The following is a 15,683-nucleotide window of genomic DNA, read 5'->3' as shown; positions in this document are numbered from 1 at the left end:
TCAGAATGACATAGCGGGCCTGCGCGGGGAAGTCCGAACTAACGACACTGCCGCAGGTGCCGAGGCATCCTGCGGCAGCCAGACCGATAGTCGCTTTCGGCCCGCGTCGACCACAAATGGATCGGAGATCCAGGCGTGGCTCAGATCAAGACTCGTTCTCGATGACCGTGTCCTTGAGCTCGGCCTCGCGATCCAGCAGGTAGCGAGTCAGCAGGCCCACAGGGCGACCGGTGGCTCCCTTGTTCTTGCCACTGTTCCACGCGGTACCGGCGATATCGAGATGCGCCCAGGGGTACTCGCCAGTGAAACGGGACAGGAAGCAGCCGGCGGTGATGGTTCCCGCTGGGCGGCCACCGATATTTGCCAGGTCGGCGAAGTTGGAGTCGAGCTGTTCCTGATACTCATCCCACAGCGGCAGGTGCCAGGCGCGATCCCAGGCATCTTCACCGGCATCGAGGAGATCCAGTGCCAGGTCATCATCGTTGGCCATCAGGCCTGTGGCATGGTGGCCAAGCGCGATGATGGCTGCGCCGGTCAGGGTGGCAATGTCGACGACACTGGCTGGCTGGAAACGCTCGGCGTAGGTCAGGGCATCGCACAGTACCAGGCGGCCTTCGGCATCGGTATTGAGCACTTCCACCGACAGCCCCTTGAGGGTCTTGATGATGTCCCCCGGCTTGGTGGCGCGTCCGTCCGGCATGTTCTCGGCCGCGGCGACAATACCGATCACATTGATCTTTGGCTTGATCACCTGAATGGCCGCCATGGTGCCGAACACGCTGGCTGCACCACACATGTCGAACTTCATCTCATCCATGCCGGCGCCTGGCTTGATCGAGATACCGCCGGTATCGAAGGTGATGCCCTTGCCGACCAGTACATGGGGCGGCTCGTCGGCATCCTCGGCACCGCGATAGTGCATCACGATCAGTCGCGAGGGCTCCTCACTGCCGTGGCCAACCGACAGCAGTGAATGGGCTCCGAGGGCTTCCAACGCTTCCTCGTCAAGGATCTCGGCTTCCATCAGGCCATTGGACTCTGCCGCCAGACGTTCGGCTTCACTGGCCAGGTATCGCGGTGTGCAGACATTGCCGGGCAGGTTGCCCAACTGGCGGGTCAGGTTGATGCCGTTGCCCACGGCCTCACCGATACGAGCACCTTCAGTGGCGGCATCCACTTCAGCACCATCAGACAGCAGGATGCTGACTCGCTCGAGGGTTGGGTCCGGACCAGGGTCACTCTTGAAATCGGTGAAACGATAGCGGGCGCGCAGGGCGCTTTCAGCGATACGATGGGCCTTCCAGCCGGCATCGCGGTCGTCCAGCGGAATATCGGTGAAGGTGATGGCAACTTCCTCGACGGTACGCTGTCCGAGGCTGGCGAAGGCTGCGTCGAGCGCCTTGCAGAAGGCCGCTTCCTGGCACTTTTCACGCTCGCCGAGCCCTACCAGCAGCAGCCGATCCGCGGCGAGGCCCGGCGCGTAGGGAACCAGTTGCACATTGCCCAGTCTGGCGTTGAAGTCACCACGCTCGATGAGCTGGTGAATCAAACGCTCGCTGGCATCGTCGATTCGCGCAGCAGCGGGCAGCAGTTCGCCGTCCTTGAATACCGGGATTACCAGGCAGGCCGTTTCGACCTTGACCGGGTTGGCGGTCTGTACAGGAAATTCCATGCTGACTCCAAAGCAAGACAAGCAGAAAGGGATTCTGGATAATGCCGGCACGATGCCGAGTCTGCCCCAGTGTAACGCGCGGCAGACGCCAATGCATGACTTCCTGCAACCGGCGGTGGGGCCCGCGTAGTTGATACTTCTGGTTATTAACCCGGCATGCTTTCATGTTGGGTTGATGGCGGCACAGGGACGTGCCGCCGTCGGCCATCAGGCCGACGCGAGACCGCACCACACCAACAGATCCTCGCATCTGCGCCAGTGTGGTGCGGACGACAATCACATCGATCAGGATGAGCTATTTGATTGCCATGTTAGTGATACCGATTGGATGATACCGGTTGGTTGATATCGATTGGTTGATGCTGATGGCCCCGGAACCCACCCCGAGGGATGGTGTCGGCAAGAAGGATCATCGAAACTGTTCAGGACTGCACTGGCTGGATCGTTTGCTGTGGCCCAGGCTCGATGGAGAGCTCATGAGAGTGTAACCGGACGCGCGGATGGGCTCAGGCGCCACTGGCGCAGCGATGGGCATACAGGGATCATGGTATAGATAGAGGTTGTCGCCTGGGCAAGGAGTAGGCATTGATCATTTTTCGTTATCTGGCGCGTGAGATTCTGCTCACCATGTCGGCAGTGGCAGGGGTACTGCTGCTGGTGATCATGGGCAGTCGTTTCATTCGCTATTTTTCCAACGCAGCCGAAGGCGATATTCCGGCCAGTATCCTCGGCTCGTTGATGATGTATCACCTGCCGGGGTTTCTGGAACTGATTCTGCCGTTGTCCTTTTTCCTCGGCATCATGCTGGCCTATGGGCAGCTGTACCTGAACAGTGAAATCACGGTGTTGGTAGCTTGCGGTACCAGCCCCAATCGGTTGTTGACCGTCAGCCTGGTGCCTGCCGCACTGGTGGCGGTGTTGGTTGGCGTCTGTAGTCTGTGGCTGACGCCAGCCAGCGCTCTGCACAACGAGCTGATGCTTGAGGAACAGCGCAGCAAGATCGATTTCTCTTCTCTGGCCCCCGGGCGTTTTCAGGAATTCGGCAGTGGGCGTATCGCCTATGCCACTGAGGTGGCGGAAGACGGCCGGCGTCTCAGTGAGGTCTTCATCAGCGAGCGCCAGAAGCGCAGCGATGGGACGCCAGAGAGTGCGGTCACTCGTGCGGAACTGGGTTACCAGGTGACGGATGGCGAGACCGGAAGTCGCTATCTGGTACTCGAGAATGGCGAGCGTTACAGCGTCGAGGCCGGTACTGCCGAGGCCGAGAGGCTTGAGTTCGGCACCTATGCCGTACGTCTGGCTCGGGCATCGGAAACGGTGGAGATGGATGCCGCTGAATTCCTGAATACCGGAGAGTTGTTCAATAGCGAGGACAACGAAGCGCGCGCCCAACTGCAGTGGCGTCTGGGGGCTCCGTTGATGGTGTTCGTGTTGACACTGTTGGCCATGCCGCTGTCAAAGGTCAACCCCCGCCAGGGACGTTTTGCCAAACTGCTGCCGGCAATCTTCCTGTATGTCGCCTATCTCAGCCTGTTGCTGGCGGCCATGGATGCCATCGGCAGCGGTAGCCTACCCGCAGCGGTCGGCATGTGGCCGATTCATGGTGTCTTTCTGTTGCTGGGCCTGCTGCTGGCCTACCACTCCCAACGCAAGGGAATGAGCGGATGATTCTGGATCGCCTCGATGGCTACATCGCGCGTACCGTTCTGGCTGCCATCCTGGTGGTGCAGGTGGTGCTGCTGGGACTCGATCTGATCATCACCTATATCGATGATCTCAATGATATCGAGGGTGGCTATGGGGCCTTCGATGTCTTCCTCTATCTATGTATGCGTCTGCCCTGGCGCTTCTATCAGTATGCTCCGGTGGGCGTGCTGATCGGAGCTCTGATCGGCCTGGGCAGTATGGCATCGGCCAACGAACTGACCATCATGCGCGCAGCAGGGCGGTCGTTGAACCGTATCCTCTGGGGAGTGATGAAGCCGATCATTCTGGTGGTTGTCATTGTGTTGTCGATTGCCCAGTTCGTCAGCCCGGCCACCGAGCAGTATGCCGATGCCTGGCGTGTCCAGCAGATGCAGGGCGAAGGGGCCATGGTCACCGAGCGGGGTGGCTGGCAGCGTGAGGATGGCGATTTCTATCGCTTTGGCGCCATTCGTTCCGACAATACTGTGCTCGACCTGACCCGTTATCACTTCGACAATCACGACCTCGAATCTGTGACCAGCGCCCGTCTGGCGCGCTGGATGGGCGACCACTGGCAGCTCGAGGATGTCGCAATCACCCGCGTGCTTGACGAGAGTACTGAGGTCGAGCGCCTGGCAGTGCAGCAGTGGGAGACCAGTCTTACTCCGCAGCAGCTCACGCGACTATTGCGCGACGTCGAGACTCAGTCGCCTTCCGAGCTCTGGGCCTACGCCAGCTTCCTCAAGTCTCAGGGGCTGGAGGCCTCCCAGCCACTGTTGTACTTCTGGCAGAAGATGCTGCTGCCATTGACCATGGCCTCGCTGGTGCTGATTGCCGCGTCCTTCGTGTTCGGCCCACTGCGCACCGTAGCCGCGGGAACCCGAGTGTTCTATGGCGTGATCACCGGTTTGATCTTCAAGTACGTTCAGGATCTACTGGCCCCGGCGTCGATCGTATTCGGCTTTTCCCCCGCCTGGGCGGTACTGGTTCCGACTCTGGTATGCGGGGCCGTGGGGTTGTATTTCCTGCGCAGGACGGGTTAAGAGCCGCTCAGCGGCTCAAGCTGTAAGTTATAAGCTGTAAGTAGCTCTGACGGGTTGTGGCCAGTGTACTATCCGTCTTGCTTTGGGTGGCTCGGAGCTCGAGACTCGAGACTCGTGGCTTACGGCTTACGGCTTACGGCTTACGGCTTACGTTTTATTCTGCTTTCCGAGACCTTTCCCATGCCGCGACGCTTTACCCAACTCGATGATGTCTGGCCTGCTGGCTTCGGTCGGCGTCTGGGCGCGATGGTCTACGACAGCTTTCTGCTGTTGGCGATCTGGATCGCCATCACCGCCCTGCATGTGCTGGTGGTGCGCCAGGTGATCGGGTTGCCGCCGGAGGAGGTGGGGGACGGTGTCTGGCAGGTGCTTTCCTTGCGCCTGCTGCTGGTGATGGCGGCTTTCGGTTTTGTAGCTTTCTTCTGGCGCCGAGGCGGGATGACGCTTGGGATGCAGGCGTGGCGGCTGAGGGTACAGACCCATGACGGTGCGCCGATCAGCCTGCGTCAGTCGCTGATCCGCTTCGTCGTGGGAGCCCTATCCCTTGTTCCGCTGGGGTTGGGGCATTGGTGGGTGCTGTTCGATGGCCAGCGGCGCAGCTGGAGTGATATTGCCTCCGGAACCCAGGTGGTGGTTCTGCCCAGGCTCTGAAGCCACTCGCCGAGGCTGATCAGCGAGAGCTCTGTTGCCAGGCGATCAACTGGTGACGCAGGGCCGTGAGAGTGCGCCTTGACTCGCTTTCTTCCCCTCCGGTAAACCCCACCACAAAGCCCTGAAGGATGGTTTGTGTGGATGGCTGTACGAGTGGATAGTAACGCGATAGCGGGTCGAGCTTGATAGCCTGCTTGCGCAGCTGGTCGGTCAGCCATTGATCGAGTGGCTTGCCACTCTGCTGTTGTGTGGCCAGGGCGGGCCGCAGGTAGACCACCACATGCATGCCTCCCGACGGTGGGCGCCACTCGCACCATTCCTGCAGATATTCCTTCAGCAGCTCGCACATACGGTCTCGTTGCTGACGCTGATGCCGGCGCATGCGGTTGAGATGGCGGCTGAAGTGACCCTGACGCATGAAATCCGCCAGCGCTGGTTGCATAGCGGCGGATGCACCATTGCCCAGCGCATTCTGTGAAGCCTGCAATCTGGCGCGCAGGGACGCTGGGGCGACGATAAAACCCAGCCTCAGTCCCTTGAACATGACCTTGGAGAAGCTTCCGATCAACAGGGTATGCCCGGAGTGGTCGGCCTGAAAGAGTGGAACGCTGGGGGAGCCTTCATAGCGGAACTCGTTGTCGTAGTCATCTTCAATCAGCCAGGTATTGCCTGCATTCAAGCGCTTCTGCCAGGCCTGCCGCCTTGCTCGGCTCATGGGCTGGCCAAGCGGAAAATGCTGGCAGGTCGTGGCCACAACGATTGCGGTGTCATTACTCGGCGGTAGTATCAGTCCCTGGTCATCCAGCTCCAGCCAGTGGCAATGCTCGACATTGTGCTGAAGGGCTTCGCGGACAGGAGGGTAGCCCGGTGACTCCACCCACCAGTGCGCTTCTGGCTGCTGTTGCTTCAGGGTATGGGTGATCAGGCCGAGTGCATCACGGTTACCGCCGGTAATGATGATGTTGCTGGCACCGCAGTCAACACTCCTGACCTGATGCAGGTAGTCGACTATCGCCGTCTTCAGCGACCAGAAGCCGCTGCTGGCATCGCCATTCAAGAGGCTGGGCGAGGGGCGGAGCCAGCTGCGCCTGAGACTGGCAGCCCAGGCGCGAGCGGGGAACTGGCGATAATCCGGCAACGATGAAAAGCCGATGATCTCTGCTGGCGCTGTCTTTTCCTGTTCGTATCGTGGTCGAGCAGCAGATGATCGCTGTGCCGGGCCCCGCGACATCGGTGGAAGATCGCTGGCCACGAACAGGCCCCGGCGCGGTTCACTGGTCAGGTAGCCTTCCGCGATCAACTGATCCAGTGCGCGAGCCGTGGTGGTGCGCGATAGACCCAGAGTTGTGGCCAGTTCGCGGGAAGAGGGCAGCCGTTGCCCCGGCATCAGCTTGCCGGTGGCAATGGACGCGATGACCTGCTCGATCAGTTGGCGATAGATGGGCCCGCCATCAGGGCGCCAGCCCAGACGTATGCCCGCCGCTCCCCATTGCATCTGGCCTTTTGATTTTTTCACCAACTGGCTCTCCTGTTGAATGCCAGAGCCTACCAGTATAACGCCGAGGACATGACCGGAGGAGCAACCTCGGATGAACCAGTTGAAGGTAACCGAACGGACCACCATCAAACGCGGGCCAAAGCGGACCAGTCTTGACCGCGAGTCAGCCTGGCAAATGATCGATCAGGCCTTGATCTGCCACGTGGCCCAGCAGATCGATGGTCAGGTCGTGGTGACGCCGACCTGCCACTGGCGTGATGGCGACTATCTCTACTGGCATGGTCACCGCCGTGCCCGTAACCTCGCCGCCGACCAGCCTGTGTCGATCAATATCTGTGCGCTGGATGGGCTGGTCATGGCGCGCTCGGCCTTTCATCACTCGATCAACTACCGTTCCTTGACGGTGTTCGGTACGGCGGAATGGATCGAGGATGAGGAACACAAGGCACAGCAGTTACAGCGCTTTGTCGACAAGGTATCTCCGGGGCGCTGGGAGCAGTTGAGGCCCATGACGCGTCAGGAACTTGCCGCCACAGGTGTTGTTCGGGTTGCTCTGGATGAGGTTTCCTTCAAGTGTCGCGAGGGTGGCCCCAATGACGATGAAGCCGATGCAGAGTGGCCTGTGTGGGCCGGAGTGATTCATCGATACTGTCATTGGGAGCCTGAACAGGACCCGCAGCAGGGCGCTGTACATGAAATGCCGAGGGTACGTCAGGATCTGGTCTATTAACCCGGCATGCTTTCATGTTGGGTTAATGGCGGCACAGGGGCGTGCCGCCGTCGGCCATCAGGCCGACGCGAGACCGCACCACACCAGCAGATACGCGCATCTGCGCCAGTGGGGTGCGGACGACAATCAAATTGATCAGGATGAGCTATTTGATTGCCATGCTAATAGCCACTGAATTCATGCAGCGGTGGGCGGAGTACTCCCTGAAAATAAACGTAAATTCAAACTGTTATAAGTAGTTAATGCGAATTGTTTTCAAAGGGGTTGCATAAGGCTATGGGAATCATTTACATTCACTATCGTACAACAGCGAGGTGAAGTCGATGTACGTATGCCTGTGCAAGGGAATCAGTGACCGACAGATTCGTCAGAGTGTGGACGAAGGTGCCCGTAGTTGGCGCCAGGTTCAGCTCGAGACGGGCTGCGGTACCCAGTGCGGCAAATGTGCATGTGTTGGCAAGCAGGTAACTCGTGAGGCCATCCAGCAAGCGGCGAGCGCCGAGGTGGAGTCTCTTGCCTACGCGGTGTAGCCCGCATTGCCAATCACTATCGTTTATGTTGTATTTATCAAACAACTGATTTAATTGAAGTTTTTCATGGGTTGCCTATACTGGTTCGTAATCGGGCTGGTCGGGCAGCTTTTGCCGTTCCAGCGATTCCGTATGCGAGGAACGAGCACTGACGTTGGCCTTCCTCGACAGCGATTCTGCCAGGAGGAAGCACCATGAAAGGCGATCCCAAGGTTATCGAACATCTCAACATCGTGCTCGGCAACGAGCTGGTGGCCATCAATCAGTACTTCCTGCATGCGAAGATGTACAAGGACTGGGGTCTGGCGCGCCTGGCCAAATGGGAGTACGACGAGTCCATCGAGGAAATGAAGCACGCTGACGTACTGATCGAGCGGATTCTGTTCCTCGAAGGGTTACCCAACCTTCAGGATCTCGGCAAGCTGCATATTGGTGAGGATACCCGCGAAATGCTCGAGGCTGACCTGGCTGCCGAGCACAAGGGCCGTAACGACCTGATCGAGGCGATCACCTACTGTGAGCAGATCAAGGATTATGTCAGCCGTGACCTGTTCCGCCAGATTCTCGACGATGAAGAAGAACACATCGATATCATCGAGACGGAACTGAGCCTGATCGACAGGGTGGGTCTGCAGAACTATCTGCAGAAGCAGATGCAGGAAGCCGGCGGCGAGTAATAGACACTTTACTCAGCCTGCAACGAGGACGGGGGAAGCCAATTGGCTTCCCCCGTCCTCGTTGTGGCCCGTTGCTGCGGCCTGTCGTTGTGGCCCGCTGTTGGTGTCAGTTGAAGGCTTTTTCGAGGGCAAAGCGTGGCACGGTCTCGCCGTCGATTTCTACGCTCTCGTTGAACATCGACAGCGGACGCACCCAGAGGCCGTATTCGCCATACAAGGCGCGATAGACCACTAGCGCCTCCTCGGTTTCGCTGTGATGTGCCAACCCCAGAACTTCATAGTTGGGCCCCTTGTAATGACGGTATATACCGGGGACTGGTCGTTCGTTGTCGCGAATCATGAGGGAGTCTCGATCTTGCGTGAGGTGAGTCGGGCCAGAGTACGGGAGGCGGCGACGAAGCCGAAGGTTCCGGTGACGAAGGTAGCGGCACCGAAGCCACTGGCGCAATCCAGTCGAGTGGCATCGCCGTTGCCGGGCTTGCTGTGACAGACCTCGCCATCGGCACCGGGGTAGACAAGTTGTTCGTCGGAGTACACGCATTCGACGCTGAAGCGGCGTTTGAGGTTGCGCGAAAAACCGTACTGACGACGCAGTAGTGAGCGTACCTTGGCCAATAACGGGTCATGTTCAGTACGCGTCAGGTCAGCAACGCGGATTCGAGTCGGGTCGGTCTGCCCACCGGCAGCGCCGGTTACAGTGATCGGTAGCTTGCGGCGTTTACACCAGGCAATCAATGCGGCCTTGGCGGCAACACTGTCAATGGCATCGATCAGATGGTCGGCATCTTCGGGAATGCGCTCGGCAAGGTTGCTCGGGGTGACAAAAGCCGTATCGGCGATGACCTCGATGCCTGGGTGGATGGCACGGCAGCGCTCGGCCAGTACTTCGACCTTGGGGCGGCCAATGGTGCCGTCCAGGGCATGCAGTTGGCGGTTGACATTGGAGACACAGACGTCATCCAGGTCAATCAGCGTCAGCTTGCCGATACCCGAGCGTGCCAGTGCCTCCACGGCCCAGCTACCGACACCGCCAACACCGACCACCACGACATGAGCATGAGCTAGACGTTCGGTGGCCTGGGCACCATATAGACGACGAATGCCACCGAAGCGTAGTTCGTGGTCTTGATGCTGTTGCTGGCGAGTAGCCGGCTGGGAAGAGATCTCGGTCATGAGCTGGCGACCTCGGAAGATGGGAAAACGGGGGCAACGACGGGACGTGGTAGATGGGCATTCCAACCGAAACGTTCGAACAGCCGGGTCATGCAGGCATCCAGCGGGCAGACAAGCGACAGCGGAGTACGCTCGACAGGGTGCTCGAAGCTCAGGTGTGTGGCGGCCAGCAGCAGGCGGCCGCAATCCAGCTGGTCACGGAAGAAGCGGTTGTGGTTGCCCTTGCCGTGTTTGGCATCACCGATGATCGGGTAGCCGATACCCGCCAGATGTCGCCGAATCTGGTGGCGGCGCCCCGTCAACGGATGTACCGACATCAGTGAGTAGCGGGCCTGGGGGTAGCGATCGACCTGTACCGGAAGCTCGACACCATCGAGCCGACGGACCTCGGAAATGGCTGCCATGGCAGGCATCTGGGCCTTGGGGCGCGAGCCGTCTTCTTCGCGAAGAGGGCGGTCGATGCGTTGCTCCACAGGGCCGATGCCCCGCACCACGGCGAGGTAGCGCTTGTCGATCTGATGTTCGCTGAAGGCCTCGCCGAGGCGGCTGGCGATCTGCGAAGACAGTGCCAGGATCATGATGCCCGAGGTCGGACGATCCAGCCGATGCACCGGATATACGCGCTGTCCCAGTTGGTCGCGCAGGCGCTGGACCAGAAACTCCTCGGCGTCACTGGCCAGTGGGCTGCGATGCACCAGCAGTCCGGTCGGCTTGTGAACGGCGACAAGGTGGTCGTCCTGATAGAGAATGGGCAATGGCTGAGACATGAAACTTCCGGCAGTGATTCGGCGGTGGGCTATTGTCGCTGTATGGCAGCACACTGTCATCCGGGGGACTCGCTTTTGTTCGCCTTTGGTCTATGATGGGCGCCGGAAGCTGCCATTAACCCGGCAGGCTTTCATGCCTGGTTAATAGCGAACAACGAGGTCAGGGAATGGTGCCAGGAAGGGTAGTGCGCTGGCTGGAAGACTGGATGCCGGTGCTCAAGGTGTTGGCGGTGCTGTGGCTGGTTCTGGCGCTGCTGATGGTGGTACCTCTGGTCGTGCTGCTCTTCGAGCAGGACCCTGATGCTCGGGCGTTTGCGCTGTCGATATTGATCGTGCTGTCCGCTTCCCTGTTTTCGCTGTGGGCCTGCTGGCGAATGCCGGTAGAGCTCAAGACCCAGCAGATGTTCGTGCTGACGTCCCTCAGTTGGGTCACCATCAGCGGCTTCGCCAGTCTGCCGCTGGTGCTCGGTGCACCGCAGCTCAGCCTGACCAACGCAGTCTTCGAGTCGGTGTCGGCGATCACCACGACCGGCTCAACCATCCTTGTCGGTATCGAGAACCTCTCCGATGGCCTGAAACTCTGGCGTGGCCTGATGCAGTGGTTGGGTGGCATCGGCATCATCGTCATGGGCATCGCTATTCTGCCGTTTCTCAAGGTGGGTGGTATGCGCCTGTTCCAGACCGAGTCCTCGGACTGGTCGGACAAGGTCATGCCTCGTACCGGCGGAATCGCCAAGGCGACCCTGAGTGTCTACACCGTGGGGACCCTGGGCGCTACCCTGGCCTACTGGCTAGGCGGAATGCTGCCGCTGGATGCCATCGTGCATGCGATGAGTTCAGTATCCACTGGTGGCTTTGCCAACTCCGATGCCTCCTTTGGTGCCTACTCGGACCAGCCTCAGTTGCTGTGGATGGCGACCTTCTTCATGTTGTGTGGCGCATTGCCTTTTGTGCTCTTCATTCGCAGCCTACGTGGCTCTCCGCTGGCGTTGTGGCGTGATGAGCAGGTGCGCGGCCTGATCGTGATGCTGGTATTGGTGGTCGGTGCGATCACGCTATACCGGATCTGGCGTGGTGAGGTGCCTTTCACTTCGTTGACGCACACTGCTTTCAATGTCGTCTCGGTGGTCACCACGACCGGCTATGCCAGTGATGACTACACGCTGTGGGGCCCCTTCGCCACCATGGCGTTCTTCTATCTGACCTTTGTCGGTGGATGTAGCGGTTCGACCAGCGGTGGCATGAAGATCTTCCGCTTTCAGGTTGCCATCAAGATGCTGATCAGTCAGTTGCGCTTCCTGATCCATACCCAGGGCGTCTTTGTGTCGCGCTACAACGGTATGCCGCTGACCGATGAAGTCACTCGTGGTGTCGTGGCCTTCTCGCTCTTCTTCTTCCTGACCATTGCCGGGCTGGCGCTGGCGCTGGCGTTGCTCGGGCTGGACCTGGTCACCGCCTTGACCGGTGCCATGACCGCGGTGACCAATGTCGGCCCGGGGATGGGGGACATCATTGGTCCTTCAGGAAATTTTGCACCGCTACCGGATTCTGCCAAATGGCTGCTGTGTGTGGGCATGCTGATGGGCCGCCTGGAGATCCTGACGGTACTGGTCCTGCTGACGCCCATGTTCTGGAGAAAATAGTTCTGGAGAAAGTAGCTCTGGCGTAAGCAGTTCTGGCGCAAGTGGCGAGGGAGGCCAGCGCGAGCGAGTCTCACTCCCTGTGCCGATTGGGACGCGTGACTTGGCGTAGGCCATGTTGCAGGGCAACATGAAAGACGACCTTGGTCGTCTCGCCGAAACTGGCGGAGGCCTTCACTCTGATGTGACTGCCGTCGGGAGTCTCGCTGATGAATCTGTCCCCTGCCTACCGCCTTGCTGCCACCATCCTGCATGGCTTTGATGAGTACCGGTCACGCTTCAAGCAGATTACTCTGGACGCACGACGGCGTTTTCGCGATGCCGCCTGGCGGGAGGCCCAGCAGGCTTCTGCAGAGCGGATCAACCTCTATCAGGAGAAGGTTGATGAGACCCTGTCCCGTCTGCGGCGGACCTTCGACCACGATACCCTGACTCACTGCGAGTGTTGGCGTGAAGCCAAGCATCACTACACCGACCTGATCAGCCAGCGTCTCGACTACGAGCTGGCCGAAACCTACTTCAATTCGATGTTCTGCTCGATCTTCCATCATCGCCATATCCGTGATGACTGGATGTTCGTCTATTCCTCAAGAGTCGGTGCACCGCATCATTCGGGGATCGAGCTTTGCCGTCGACATGCGGTCAACGGCGACTGGGCCAGAGCCATCGGTGATGCGCTGGAAGGCGCCGAGTTCGAGGTCCCCTTCGTCAATATCCAGCGCTGCATGACGCTGGCGCAGCAGTTCCTCGAAGGTCATCTGGCGGACGAATTGCGGGACGGGGAGGGCACCGAGATCGAGTTGCTCAAGAGCGTCTTCTACCGCAACAAGGGGGCCTACCTGGTGGGGCGGATCGTCAACGGCGAGCAGCAGGTGCCGCTGGTACTGCCGATCCTGCATGAGGAGGACAAGGGGCTGCGGCTGGATACGGTGGTTATCGAGCCTGATGAGGTGTCGATCATCTTCTCCTTCACCCGGGTCTATTTCCAGGTCGACGCCACAGTGCCGGGGGAGTTCGTCGACTATCTGCAGGAGTTGATGCCGGACAAGCCAATCAGTGAGTTGTACGCTGCCATTGGCTTCTTCAAGCATGGCAAGAGTGAGTTCTTTCGCGCGCTCAACCACCAGATTGCCAGACGTGAGGACAAGTTCATCATCGCGCCCGGCGTGCGTGGCATGGTCATGGCAGTGTTCATGCTTCCGTCGCACCGAACGGTGTTCAAGATCATCAAGGATCGCTTCGACCCGACCAAGGACATGAGTCGCGACAACGTCCGCGACAAGTACAGCCTGGTCAAGCGCCATGACCGTGTCGGGCGGATGGCCGATACCCAGGAGTTCTCCTATCTGGTCTCGCGGCGTGACCACTTTGACCCGGACTGTCTTGAGGAGCTGCTGCGCGTGGCGCCCTCTACGGTCTATCTCAAGGATGACAAGGTCATCATCAAGCACTGCTACACCGAGCGTATGATGACGCCGCTGAACCTCTACATCGAGCAATGTGGCGAGGATGAGATGCGGGCGGTGCTCAAGGACTACGGCAATGCCATCAAGCAGATGGCGGCGGCCAATATCTTTCCCGGCGACATGCTGCTGAAGAATTTCGGCGTCACACGTCATGGCCGGGTGATCTTCTATGACTATGACGAGGTCTGCTACCTGACCGAGTGCAACTTCCGTCATATCCCCGAGCCGCTGTATCCGGAGCAGGAACTCGCTGATGAGCCCTGGTACTCGGTGGGGCCCAATGATATTTTCCCCGAGGAGTTCGGCCCCTTCCTGTTCGCCGATATCCGTCTGCGCAAGCTGTTCTACGAACTGCACCCGGAACTGCTCGATGCCGATTACTGGAAGGGGCTGCAGGACGCCATTACCCATGGCCAGGTCATCGACGTCTACCCGTATCGCAACAAGCAGCGCTTTGCTTCAGATCCCGGTGGCCTGACCTGGTGAGTGACTGGTTATCAAATACGTAGTTATCAAATACATAGTTATCAACCACATTGCGATCAAACGCCTGGCTACCAAGAGGAATGCATGACCCGTAAGTCTCCCCATCTGGTGGTGCTGACTGGTGCCGGTATCAGTGCCGAGAGCGGTATCCAGACCTTCCGCGCCCATGATGGGTTGTGGGCGGATCATCGCATCGAGGATGTCGCCACTCCCGAGGCCTGGGCTCGTGATCCGGCCATGGTGCTGCGCTTCTATGATGCGCGTCGTGAACAGGTACGGGCCGCTCGACCCAACGCCGCTCACCGCGCGCTGGCTGGCCTCGAGGCGAGAGGCTTCGAGGTCAGCATCATTACCCAGAACATCGACGACCTGCATGAGCGGGCCGGTTCACGCCATGTTCTGCATCTCCATGGTGAGATCATGATGGCGCGTTCCTCGGTGAACCCGCGCATGCGTTATCCACTGGGGCGGGACAATATCGCCATGGGCGATGTCTGTGACCAGGGTAGCCAGCTGCGTCCGGACGTTGTGTGGTTTGGTGAGGCGGTCCCGGCCTATCCGCAAGCCTGTGAAATCGTGGCCGAGGCAGACCTGTTGCTGGTGGTGGGAACATCGCTGGTGGTCATGCCAGCGGCGGCGCTGGTCGACGAGTTACCACTGGACGCCGAGTGCATGCTGGTGGATCCAGACGAGCAGCTATCGATTCCGCCCGGGGTGACTCGCTGGGTAGCGTCGGCCGGCGAGGGTGTTCCGGCACTGGTACGGCAGTGGCAACGTGAGGGTCGCCTGTTCGTCCCCGCCATGCCATGACGCTTCGTCGGGCGTGCTAGACTACGCGCCTGTTTTCGAGCGAGCCGTATTGATGATGTCGCCATCTGATGAGCTGGGCGCTGGTTCCAGTCCCGTTGAGTCCCTGTCTGCACCCGGACGTGATCCCGCCACCGGTCACCCGCGTCCTGCGCGGAGGGAATTCAAGGCTCGCGGTGCCTTCGTGACACGTTGTGAGGGCTGCAATCTGCCCGAACTGAACTGCCTGTGCCCCTATCAGGTCAAGGCCGAGAGCCAGGTTCAGGTGTGGCTGATCACCCATCCGCTGGAGCACCATAAACCCACCAATACGGGGCGTCTGATCGGTGATGTGCTGGCGCCGACCCGGGTATTCACCTGGTACCGCACTACGCCGGATCCCGAGTTGCTGGATCTGCTCGCGGATGAGCGCCATGCGCCCTTTGTGGTATTCCCGGATGATCAGCCGGACTATGCCCATCGAGTGGTGAACATCGAGGCGGTGCGTAGCGCTGCGGTTACGCGAATTCCAGTGCTGATTCTGCTGGACGGCACCTGGCGACAGGCCCGGCGCATCTTCCGCAAGAGTCCTTATCTCGAGAATCTGCCGGTGCTGCCGCTGCATACCGAGCGACTGACTCGCTATCGTCTGCGCAAGCCGGCTTCGCCTGCTCATCTGTGTACAGCAGAAGTGGCGGCGGAGTTGCTGCGTCAGGCGGGAGAGGGGAGTGCAGCCGATATTCTCGATGACTACTTCGATGTCTTCAACGAGAGCTATGCGGCCAGCCGAGGCTACGAGAAGATCGGGGAGCCGACACCTGCCATGCATCGGCTACTCGAACGCCGCGCCTGATTCCATGCCACCTTGATCCTGAGCG

The 15,683-nt window shown here is 59.7% G+C and carries 17 protein-coding genes; 12 read left to right on the top strand and 5 right to left on the bottom strand.

The genetic code is table 11. The annotated features are described in order from the left end of the window. Positions 1-145: 145 nt before the first annotated feature. A complete protein-coding gene (locus tag BUE38_RS14730) occupies positions 146-1,672 on the bottom strand; it encodes a leucyl aminopeptidase (RefSeq protein ID WP_073436001.1) in 1,527 nt (508 codons plus the stop codon). Between the two features lie 175 nt (positions 1,673-1,847). Here BUE38_RS14730 and BUE38_RS22985 point away from each other — a divergent pair, with 175 nt between their 5' ends. From BUE38_RS22985 to BUE38_RS14715, 4 genes are all read left to right on the top strand, one after another. Continuing rightward, on the top strand, positions 1,848-2,018 hold the full coding sequence (locus BUE38_RS22985; RefSeq protein ID WP_159438894.1) for a hypothetical protein: 171 nt from the start codon (positions 1,848-1,850) through the stop codon (positions 2,016-2,018). Between the two features lie 239 nt (positions 2,019-2,257). Then, entirely contained in the window at positions 2,258-3,340 is a 1,083-nt protein-coding gene (gene lptF / locus BUE38_RS14725; protein ID WP_073436000.1) for an LPS export ABC transporter permease LptF, read from the top strand. Continuing rightward, on the top strand, positions 3,337-4,401 hold the full coding sequence (gene lptG, locus BUE38_RS14720) for an LPS export ABC transporter permease LptG (RefSeq protein ID WP_073435999.1): 1,065 nt from the start codon (positions 3,337-3,339) through the stop codon (positions 4,399-4,401). The genes lptF and lptG overlap by 4 nt, the downstream gene beginning before the upstream one ends. Before the next feature lie 180 nt (positions 4,402-4,581). Beyond that, the gene (locus BUE38_RS14715; RefSeq protein WP_073435998.1) at positions 4,582-5,052 is read left to right on the top strand and encodes an RDD family protein; all 471 of its coding nucleotides are present in this window, start codon (positions 4,582-4,584) and stop codon (positions 5,050-5,052) included. Between the two features lie 19 nt (positions 5,053-5,071). Here the strand turns inward: BUE38_RS14715 and pdxR are convergent, their stop codons facing one another. Then, the gene (gene pdxR, locus BUE38_RS14710) at positions 5,072-6,568 is read right to left on the bottom strand and encodes a MocR-like pyridoxine biosynthesis transcription factor PdxR (RefSeq protein WP_159438893.1); all 1,497 of its coding nucleotides are present in this window, start codon (positions 6,566-6,568) and stop codon (positions 5,072-5,074) included. 73 nt (positions 6,569-6,641) lie between these two features. On the opposite strand from pdxR, the gene BUE38_RS14705 reads away from it, so the two are divergent. The 4 genes from BUE38_RS14705 to bfr all read left to right on the top strand — a co-directional run bounded on the left by BUE38_RS14705 (position 6,642) and on the right by bfr (position 8,487). Continuing rightward, positions 6,642-7,280 (top strand): pyridoxamine 5'-phosphate oxidase family protein, encoded by a 639-nt coding sequence (locus BUE38_RS14705; RefSeq protein ID WP_073435996.1) that lies wholly within the window; start codon positions 6,642-6,644, stop codon positions 7,278-7,280. 25 nt (positions 7,281-7,305) lie between these two features. After that, positions 7,306-7,455, top strand: a complete 150-nt coding sequence (locus BUE38_RS22980) for a hypothetical protein (RefSeq protein WP_159438892.1) — start codon at positions 7,306-7,308, stop codon at positions 7,453-7,455. Between the two features lie 148 nt (positions 7,456-7,603). Further along, entirely contained in the window at positions 7,604-7,810 is a 207-nt protein-coding gene (locus BUE38_RS14700; RefSeq protein ID WP_073435995.1) for a (2Fe-2S)-binding protein, read from the top strand. Between the two features lie 194 nt (positions 7,811-8,004). Next, positions 8,005-8,487 carry a bacterioferritin gene (bfr, locus tag BUE38_RS14695; RefSeq protein WP_073435994.1) on the top strand — a complete coding sequence of 161 codons (483 nt, stop codon included), beginning with the start codon at positions 8,005-8,007 and terminating at the stop codon, positions 8,485-8,487. 106 nt (positions 8,488-8,593) lie between these two features. On the opposite strand, the gene BUE38_RS14690 is transcribed toward bfr, so the two are convergent. Genes BUE38_RS14690 through BUE38_RS14680 form a run of 3 tightly spaced genes read right to left on the bottom strand, consistent with a single transcriptional unit; the run spans position 8,594 to position 10,427 of the window. After that, positions 8,594-8,827: a DUF1653 domain-containing protein gene (locus BUE38_RS14690; RefSeq protein WP_073435993.1), complete on the bottom strand. Its 234-nt coding sequence runs from the start codon at positions 8,825-8,827 to the stop codon at positions 8,594-8,596. Beyond that, a complete protein-coding gene (gene tcdA / locus BUE38_RS14685; RefSeq protein WP_073435992.1) occupies positions 8,824-9,660 on the bottom strand; it encodes a tRNA cyclic N6-threonylcarbamoyladenosine(37) synthase TcdA in 837 nt (278 codons plus the stop codon). The genes BUE38_RS14690 and tcdA overlap by 4 nt, the downstream gene beginning before the upstream one ends. Then, entirely contained in the window at positions 9,657-10,427 is a 771-nt protein-coding gene (locus tag BUE38_RS14680) for a pseudouridine synthase (RefSeq protein WP_073435991.1), read from the bottom strand. Before BUE38_RS14680 ends, tcdA begins: the two co-directional genes overlap by 4 nt. 167 nt (positions 10,428-10,594) lie before the next feature. Between BUE38_RS14680 and BUE38_RS14675 the strand changes: the two genes are divergently transcribed. The 4 genes from BUE38_RS14675 (at position 10,595) to BUE38_RS14660 (ending at position 15,658) form a co-directional block, all read left to right on the top strand. Beyond that, positions 10,595-12,070 (top strand): TrkH family potassium uptake protein, encoded by a 1,476-nt coding sequence (locus BUE38_RS14675; protein WP_073435990.1) that lies wholly within the window; start codon positions 10,595-10,597, stop codon positions 12,068-12,070. A gap of 206 nt (positions 12,071-12,276) precedes the next feature. Next, a complete protein-coding gene (aceK, locus tag BUE38_RS14670; protein ID WP_073435989.1) occupies positions 12,277-14,019 on the top strand; it encodes a bifunctional isocitrate dehydrogenase kinase/phosphatase in 1,743 nt (580 codons plus the stop codon). An 84-nt stretch (positions 14,020-14,103) separates the two neighbouring features. After that, positions 14,104-14,829: an SIR2 family NAD-dependent protein deacylase gene (locus BUE38_RS14665; protein ID WP_073435988.1), complete on the top strand. Its 726-nt coding sequence runs from the start codon at positions 14,104-14,106 to the stop codon at positions 14,827-14,829. Between the two features lie 52 nt (positions 14,830-14,881). Then, positions 14,882-15,658 carry a tRNA-uridine aminocarboxypropyltransferase gene (locus BUE38_RS14660; RefSeq protein WP_234987016.1) on the top strand — a complete coding sequence of 259 codons (777 nt, stop codon included), beginning with the start codon at positions 14,882-14,884 and terminating at the stop codon, positions 15,656-15,658. The last annotated feature ends 25 nt before the right edge of the window (positions 15,659-15,683 follow it).

Source organism: Halomonas cupida (assembly GCF_900142755.1).
Taxonomy (GTDB): domain Bacteria; phylum Pseudomonadota; class Gammaproteobacteria; order Pseudomonadales; family Halomonadaceae; genus Halomonas; species Halomonas cupida.
Note: the sequence above shows the minus strand (reverse complement) of the source record. Positions and strands in the feature narration are given on the sequence as shown.